The organism is Micromonospora mangrovicola, assembly GCF_047200535.1.
In the GTDB taxonomy this organism is placed as follows: Bacteria; Actinomycetota; Actinomycetes; order Mycobacteriales; family Micromonosporaceae; genus Micromonospora.
Genome location: NZ_JBJZOG010000035.1, coordinates 57,761 through 64,784, shown reverse-complemented (window position 1 = coordinate 64,784; position 7,024 = coordinate 57,761). Strand labels below are relative to the sequence as shown.

The window sequence follows — 7,024 nt, the reverse complement described above, 5'->3', positions numbered from 1 at the left end:
GGCACCCCGGGACGTCCGACACCCCGACATGAGGCACGCCGAATCGATCAACGCGGGCGGGCGGGGCGGGTGGGGATGGGCGGGGATGGGCGGGGGGTGGGCTGGGCCGCGCGACCCTCCATTGAGCACGGGCGGCGAGGTGTCGGGGCGACCACCTACGGTGGGCCGGTGGGGCCATCGGCCCACCGTAAGGAGGAGACCCAAGTGACGCGGTCATCGATCGCGGGCAGCGTCCGGTCCACGGACGACCGGCTCGCCCTGGCCACCGAGCCGATCCGGCGACGCCGAGGCGGCGGAGGCGGCCCGGTGACCGCCTCGCCCCTGGCCTCGGGCCGGACCGCCGACGTGTACGCGCTCGACGGCGACCGGGTGCTGCGGCGTTACCGGTCCGGCGGGGACGTGCGCGCCGAGGCCGACCTGATGCGGCACCTGCACGCCCACAGCTACCCGGTTCCCGGCGTGCACCACGCCGACGGGCCGGACCTCGTGCTCGACCGGGTGACCGGCCCGACGCTGGTCGAGGCGTCCGTCTCGGGCGTCGTCGAGGTCGGCGCGGCGGCGCGGCTCCTGGTCGACCTGCACGACCGGCTGCATGCGCTGCCCGCACTCCGGTCCACCGGTCCGGGCACCCGCATCCTGCACCTCGACCTGCACCCGCTGAACGTGCTCCTCGCTGCGGACGGTCCCGTCGTCATCGACTGGGCCAACGCCGCCGAAGGGCCGCCCGAGCTGGACCGCGCGATGACCGCGGTGATCCTCGCCGAGGTGGCCGTCGACCGCTCGCACCCGCTCTCGGCTCTCGCGGGCGACCTGCTGATGGCCTATCTGGCCGAGATCGGCCCGGTCGTGGCGCTGGACCCGGCGGTGGCGCTGCGCGCCGACACGGGGACGTTGGACGTCGGCCTGCTGCCCGAGGCGGCCGCCCTGGTCCGTTCGGTGACGGCGCGGATCCGCCCGCCGCTGCCGGCGGCCCGCGTCCAAGCGGGCGGAGGCGCCGCCCCCTGGACGGTGTGGGGTGTCGGCCCGGCCGGGACTGGTGCTGCTGCGCGACGAACCCCGGGCGGGGCCCGGTGATCGGGCGACTCGTCGGGATCCGGCGGTATCCGGTGAAGTCCCTGCTGGGTGAGGAGCTGCCCGCGGTCGAGGTGGGGGTGGACGGCCTGGCCGGTGACCGCCGGCTGGCGTTGCTGCACCGCGCGAGCGGCCGGGTGGCGAGCGCGAAGAATCCGTACCGGTGGCGGGCGCTGCTCACCCTGCGGGCCGCCGGCAGCGATCCGGTCACCGTCACGCTGCCGGACGGCCGCGCCGTGGCGGCCGACGACGACCGGGTGGACGGGATCCTCTCCGAGCTGCTCGGCGAACCGGTGACGCTCACCGGCACCCCGCCGGCGGACGCCGTGATCGAGCGGTCCCGGCCGGAGGAGGTGCTCGCGGCGGGCGTGGCGGCGCCGGTGACGGTGGACGAGGGGCGGCTCGGGGCCGCCGCGCCGCCGGGCGGCTTCGTCGACTTCGCCCCGGTGCACCTGGTGACCACCGCGACCCTGCGGCGGATCGGCGCGGCCACCCCGTCGGGTACCGTCGATCCGTCCCGCTACCGGCCGAACCTGCTGCTCGACACCGGCGGGGACGGGTTCGAGGAGAACGACTGGGTCGGTCGGGAGCTGCGGATCGGCGACGGGCTCGTGCTGCGGGTGGTGGCACCCACGCCCCGGTGCGCGGTGCCGACCCTGGCGCACGGCGTCCTGCCTCGCGACCTGGACGCGTTGCGCGTCCCCGCGCGGTTGAACCGGGTGGTGCCCCTGCCCGGCCTGGCCGCGCAGCCCTGTGTGGGCGCGTACGCACAGGTGGTGCGGCCGGGCCGGGTGCTGACGGGCGATCCGACGCGGCCCGGCTGAGGGGTCAGCCCTGGTCGCGATAGCCGCGCAGCTGCCCGTACGCGTCGAGCAGCTGTTGGAGCGCGGCGGCCGTACCGTCGTCGACCTTGCCGTCGTCGGCGGCCTCGTCGATCTTCTCCCGCAGGTCGTCGAGCCGCTTGGCCCGGTCCTTGGGCTTGCCCCGGTCCAGCTCGGCCGCCTTGTCGCGCAGTTCGTTCGCGAACTTGCGGTCGATCTGGTCGTTGGCCACGGCCTGCTGGAGCAGGGCGGCGAACTGCGCGGCGAACTCGCGCGGGTTGGCCGGCGCGGGTGGGGTGCTGGGAGCGGTGCTGGTCGGCTCCGGCGGGGTGGACGATTCGGGGGCGGACTGCTCGGCCGGCGCCGAGCTGACCGGCCCGGCACCCGTCGGGGCGTCGGAGTTGCCGTCGAACAGCAGCGTGCCGACCAGGCCGAGCAGCAGCGCCAGGCCGGCCGCGACCAGCACTCCGATGAGCCGGTTGGACCGGGCGGGCGGGCGCGGCGGGGCCGGCGGCGGCGCCGGGCGCACCGGTGCGGCGGCCCGGTCGATCAGGGTCGGTGGCTGCTCGGCCCGCGCGATGGTGGGCAGGATCGCGGTCGGCGGGTCGGCCGGCTGGCCGGCACCGAACCGGGTGGCGAGCTGCGCGGCGGTGGGCCGCCGGGCCGGGTCCACGGCCAGGCAGGCCAGGGTCAGCTCGGCGACGTCGGCGGGCAGCCCGGGGACGTGCAGCGGCGGCACCGGGGGCCGGCGGGCCTGCACGTCGAGGACGTCCTCCCAGGTCTGCACGGGCAGCGGGGCCCGGCCGGTGAGGGTGCGGTAGAGCAGTGTGCCGAGGGCGTACACGTCGCTGGCCGGGTTCGCCGGGCCGGGCGTCATCCGCTCCGGCGCGAAGTAGGCCGGGGTGCCCATCAGCAGCTCGCCGGTCTGGCCGGCCAGCGGGTGACGCGGTCCGGCGAGGGAGGCGATGCCGAAGTCGAGCACCTTGGCGCCGGTCTCGGTGAGCATCACGTTGCCGGGCTTGATGTCGCGGTGCACCACCCCGAGCTTGTGCGCGGCGGCCAGCGCGGCGGCGACCTGCCCGGCCAGCCGTACCGCGTCCGGCCAGGCGAGCGGCCCCCCGGCCAGCCGGTCGGCGAGGGTGCGCCCCTCCACCAGCTCCATCACCAGATACGGCACCAGCGAGCCGTCGGGCAGGGTCGCCTCGCCGTAGTCGTACACCTGGGTGACGTGCGGGTGGGTGAGCCGGGCCGCGGCGCGGGCCTCGCGCTGGATGGTGGCGCGCAGCTGCGGGTCGGCGGCGAGCTGCGTCGCGAGGGCCTTGACCGCCACCGGGCGGTGCAGGACCTCGTCGTCGGCGCGCCACACCTCGGACATCCCGCCGAGCCCGATGCGCTCGCGCAGGACGTACCGATCGTGCAGTCGCAGCATGGGCGTGAACGGGGACATGGTGGTCCAGTCTGCCTGGCCTCCGGCGGGCCCCACCAACCCGGTGCCCGGTTCGGGACCGGTTGGGCGGTTCCGGGGCGAACGGGGCACCGTCCGGGTGGCGGAGGCCACCCGGACGGTAACGACCCGTCGGGGGGTCAGGGCCGGCAGGGCGGCAGCGAGACCGGCCGGGGCTCCATGAGGTCGGCGAGGCGGCGCAGGGCCCCTGCGGCGGCCAGCCGGGTCGGGGCCAGCCGGGGTGGGCGGGGCCGGTCGGGGCGGACCGGGGCGTCGGGGCGGGCGGAGTTGACGTGACGCGTGACCGCGTCGAGGGCGAGGACGTAGCCGGTGGGTTGTTCCATGGTCAGCTCCCTGAGACGGGTCCGGTGGAGGTGCGGACGACGAGGTCGGTGGGCAGGACGAGGTGGCCTTCGGCGGGGTCGACCGGCGGCTCCAGCAGCAGCTCGGCGGCGAGCCGTCCCTTCTCCTCGGCCGGCTGCCGGACGGTGGTGAGACCGGCGGCGGCGGCCTCGGCGATGTCGTCGAAGCCGGTCACCGAGATCGGGTACGCCGGGCGGGGACCCGCGGCGGCGAGGGCGTCGAGCACGCCGAGGGCCAGCACGTCGGAGCAGGCCAGCACCGTGGTGGGTGGGGCGTCGCCGGCCAGCACGGGCGCGACGGCGGCGGCGCCGGCGGCTCGGCTGTTGGCGGTGGCGTTGAGCACGGTGATCGCCGGCCAGGCCACGCCGGCGGCGGCGAAGGCGTCGGCGAAGCCGGTGAGCCGGCCGCGCGTCGTGGGGTGCGACGCGTCCGTGGGGTCGGCGAGCCGCAGCGGCCCGGGTGCGACGCCGGGCAGCACGGTCTCGCCGAGCAGGGCCACCCGGCGGTGCCCCAGCGCGGCGACGTGGGCGGCGACGGACCGGGCGGCGGCGCGCTCGTCGATGCCGACGTACCGGTCCTCGGGACCGGCGTCGGCGCGCGGAGCGGTGGTGACGTAGGGCAGTCCCCGGTCGCGGATGGCTCGCAGCGCCCAGTCCTCGTCTCCGACGCAGTAGACGCAGAAGCCGTCCACGGCCGCGTTCTCGACGACACCGCGGACCTGGGCCCGGTCGGCGGGCAGCGGCATCAGCAGCAGACCGGTGCCGTGCCGCTCGGCGGTCCGGCTGACCCCGGCGAGGAACCGCACGGCGAAGGGGTCGGTGAAGGCGTACGACAGTTCGGAGGTGAACAGGACGCCGAGCGCCCCGACGTACCCGCGGCGCAACGACCGGGCGGTCGGGTTGGGGCCGGGGTAGCCGAGTCGCCGCGCGGCGTCGAGGATCTTGGTCCGGAGCGCCGCGGAGAGCTGGTCCGGCCGACTGTAGGCGTTGGACACGGTGCTCCGCGAAACGCCCACCGCGTCGGCCACGTCCTGCAGGGTCGGCTTCACCGCTCCCACCTTCTCTAAATCGATTCAGAACTGGATCGATTCAGAGGCTACCCGCATCAGGTGGCGGCCGTCAATGGACGAAGCGGAGCGTGGACGGACGCAGGCGCCAGCGCTTGCGGGCGACCTCAGGGCCGGCCCGCTCCGGCGAACCACTCAGGCCGGATAGAGCTCGTCGCGGATCCGGGCGAGCAGCTCGGGGGTCCGCTCGGGCGGCGCGGCCTCGACACAGAGCCGCTCCATGGCCAGCGCGTAGTAGTCCAGGTCATCGCGCTTGTCGAGGTAGATGGCGCTGGTCAGCTGTTCGATGTAGACGATGTCGGGCAGGTCCTGGTCGCCGAAGCGCAGAATGCTGAAGGCACCGCTGGCGGCGGCGTGACCGCCGGCGTCGAACGGGACGACCTGGAGCCGCACCTGCGCCGAACCGGTCGCCTCGATCAACGCGTCGAGCTGGGCGCGCATCACCTCGGCGCCGCCGATCGGCCGGCGCAGGGCGGCCTCGTCGAGCACCGCCCAGAGCTGGGGTGGGTCGCTGCGGAGCAGCAGCTCCTGCCGTTCCATCCGCAGGCTCACCCGCCGCTCGATCTCCGCGTCCGGCGCGCCCCGGTGGCCGAGCAGGATCACCGCCCGGGCGTAGTCAGCGGTCTGGAGCAGCCCGGGCACGAACTGCACCTCGTACGTCCGGATCAGCGCGGCGGCCGCCTCCAGGCCCAGGTAGGACTGGAACCAGCTGGGCAGCACATCACCGTACCGGTGCCACCAGCCGGGGTTGTTCGCGTCCCGGGCGAGCTTGAGCAGCGCCTCCCGCTCGTCGGCGGCGGTGACGCCGTAGAGGGTGAGCAGGTCGGCGACGTCGCGTTCCTTGAAGCCGACCCGGCCCAGCTCCATCCGGCTGATCTTCGACTCGGAGGAGCGGATCTCCCAACCAGCGCTCTCCCGGGTCACCCCGGCGCCTTCCCGGAGCCGGCGCAGCTGCCCCCCGAGCAGCATGCGCAGCACCGTCGGCCCGCTGGTCGGGCCCCCCTCGGTGGGCACCATCGTCACTGCTCGTCCCTTGCCTGCCGGCTGCCACCGGCCGGACGCCCCAGTCCGGCCGACGTGTAAGCATGCCATGGACCGACAGTAAGGTGAAACTCCTCCGGACGGCCGAATCAGTCCCGATCGCGGGATGGCCGGCGGGTGATCAGGTGATCGAAGTCGCCGTCGCGCGCACCGAGGACGAAGGCGGCGATCTCGTCCACTGTGTAGATCAGCGCCGGCCCCTCAGGGTGCCGGGAGTTGCGCACCGCGATCCCGGCACCGCCGGGAAGCTCGGCCAGTTCGACGCAGTTGCCGCTCGGATTGCTCCGGCGGCTCTTCTGCCACCGCAGGGGCGGAAGCTGGCCGGTGGGTACGCCGTTCTGAGGCTGCTGCATGGGGCGTCTTTCTGTGCAAGAGCCAGCCGATGCCGCGGGGAGAGGGGCGGTGGTGGCGACGAAGGGTTCTGTCGACTGAGGACTTTCGTGCACGTGCATCTGCTATTGCATCTGCAATGGACAACGAGCATGATAACGCACGTGCGGTGTACCCAGGTGTTCACTTTGGGTGACTCCACTCCGAGTTACGACCAGGGAAAACTGCGGCGAGGAGGGCGCGTGCCGGATCCGATGACGGTCGCTTCCGGTATCTCCGCCGCGGGCGCCCTGATCTCCGCCTGGCAACTGCGCCGTCGGGCCGTGCGCGCAGAGGCGGAGCTCGAACTGCTCCAGGCCGAACTGGAGGCCGAACGGCACGCCGCCAGTCACGACCCGCTCACCGGCCTGCCGAACCGCCGGGCGTTCTTCCGGCTGGCCGCGGCCCTGCTCACCGACGCGGCCGGAAAACCGCTGGTGGCGATCGTGCTGGACCTCGACGGCTTCAAGCAGGTCAACGACCGTTACGGCCACGCCGCCGGCGACCAGGTGCTGGTCAGCGTGGCGCAGCGGCTCACCGCGTTCGCCGGGGACAACCTGGTGGCCCGGCTCGGCGGCGACGAGTTCGCCGGGCTGCTGACCAGCCCCACGGTGGACCGCTGGTGGATCGAGCACGCCAGCCGCCGGCTCTGCGAGGCGCTCGCCGCGCCGATTCCGCTCGGCACCCGCACGGTGCAGGTGACCGCCTCGGTGGGGCTGGCCCCCGTGCACGGCCCCACCCAACTGACCGACGCGCTCTGCCGGGCGGACGCGGCCATGTACCGGGCGAAGAGCGTCGGCGCGGCCCGGGTACCTCGCCAGCTCATGGCCGAGTGTTGAGCGGCCGGAG

The 7,024-nt window shown here is 74.7% G+C and carries 8 protein-coding genes; 3 read left to right on the top strand and 5 right to left on the bottom strand.

Annotated elements, in window-relative coordinates; all coding sequences use genetic code 11:
* The first annotated feature begins 204 nt into the window (after window positions 1-204).
* The gene (locus tag ACL02O_RS16515) at window positions 205-1,074 is read left to right on the top strand and encodes a phosphotransferase (RefSeq protein WP_412818959.1); all 870 of its coding nucleotides are present in this window, start codon (window positions 205-207) and stop codon (window positions 1,072-1,074) included.
* Window positions 1,071-1,895 carry an MOSC domain-containing protein gene (locus tag ACL02O_RS16510; protein ID WP_412818958.1) on the top strand — a complete coding sequence of 275 codons (825 nt, stop codon included), beginning with the start codon at window positions 1,071-1,073 and terminating at the stop codon, window positions 1,893-1,895. The genes ACL02O_RS16515 and ACL02O_RS16510 overlap by 4 nt, the downstream gene beginning before the upstream one ends.
* 4 nt (window positions 1,896-1,899) lie before the next feature.
* Here the strand turns inward: ACL02O_RS16510 and ACL02O_RS16505 are convergent, their stop codons facing one another.
* From ACL02O_RS16505 to ACL02O_RS16485, 5 genes are all read right to left on the bottom strand, one after another.
* Complete coding sequence (locus ACL02O_RS16505) at window positions 1,900-3,339, bottom strand: serine/threonine-protein kinase (protein WP_412818957.1); 1,440 nt, start codon at window positions 3,337-3,339, stop codon at window positions 1,900-1,902.
* A 137-nt stretch (window positions 3,340-3,476) separates the two neighbouring features.
* A complete protein-coding gene (locus ACL02O_RS16500) occupies window positions 3,477-3,680 on the bottom strand; it encodes a hypothetical protein (protein WP_412818956.1) in 204 nt (67 codons plus the stop codon).
* 2 nt (window positions 3,681-3,682) lie between these two features.
* Entirely contained in the window at window positions 3,683-4,747 is a 1,065-nt protein-coding gene (locus ACL02O_RS16495) for a LacI family DNA-binding transcriptional regulator (RefSeq protein WP_412818955.1), read from the bottom strand.
* A gap of 153 nt (window positions 4,748-4,900) precedes the next feature.
* Complete coding sequence (locus tag ACL02O_RS16490; protein WP_412818961.1) at window positions 4,901-5,734, bottom strand: helix-turn-helix domain-containing protein; 834 nt, start codon at window positions 5,732-5,734, stop codon at window positions 4,901-4,903.
* Window positions 5,735-5,895: 161 nt separating this feature from the next.
* Window positions 5,896-6,159: a DUF397 domain-containing protein gene (locus ACL02O_RS16485; protein ID WP_412818954.1), complete on the bottom strand. Its 264-nt coding sequence runs from the start codon at window positions 6,157-6,159 to the stop codon at window positions 5,896-5,898.
* A gap of 219 nt (window positions 6,160-6,378) precedes the next feature.
* Between ACL02O_RS16485 and ACL02O_RS16480 the strand changes: the two genes are divergently transcribed.
* Window positions 6,379-7,014, top strand: a complete 636-nt coding sequence (locus ACL02O_RS16480) for a GGDEF domain-containing protein (protein WP_412818953.1) — start codon at window positions 6,379-6,381, stop codon at window positions 7,012-7,014.
* Window positions 7,015-7,024: the final 10 nt, after the last annotated feature.

Coding starts and splice junctions, on each gene's coding strand:
- ACL02O_RS16505 (WP_412818957.1), bottom strand. CDS start 3,339: ATGTCCCCGTTCACGCCCATGCTGCGACTGCACGATCGGTACGTCCTG.
- ACL02O_RS16490 (WP_412818961.1), bottom strand. CDS start 5,734: ATGCTGCTCGGGGGGCAGCTGCGCCGGCTCCGGGAAGGCGCCGGGGTG.
- ACL02O_RS16485 (WP_412818954.1), bottom strand. CDS start 6,159: ATGCAGCAGCCTCAGAACGGCGTACCCACCGGCCAGCTTCCGCCCCTG.
- ACL02O_RS16500 (WP_412818956.1), bottom strand. CDS start 3,680: ATGGAACAACCCACCGGCTACGTCCTCGCCCTCGACGCGGTCACGCGT.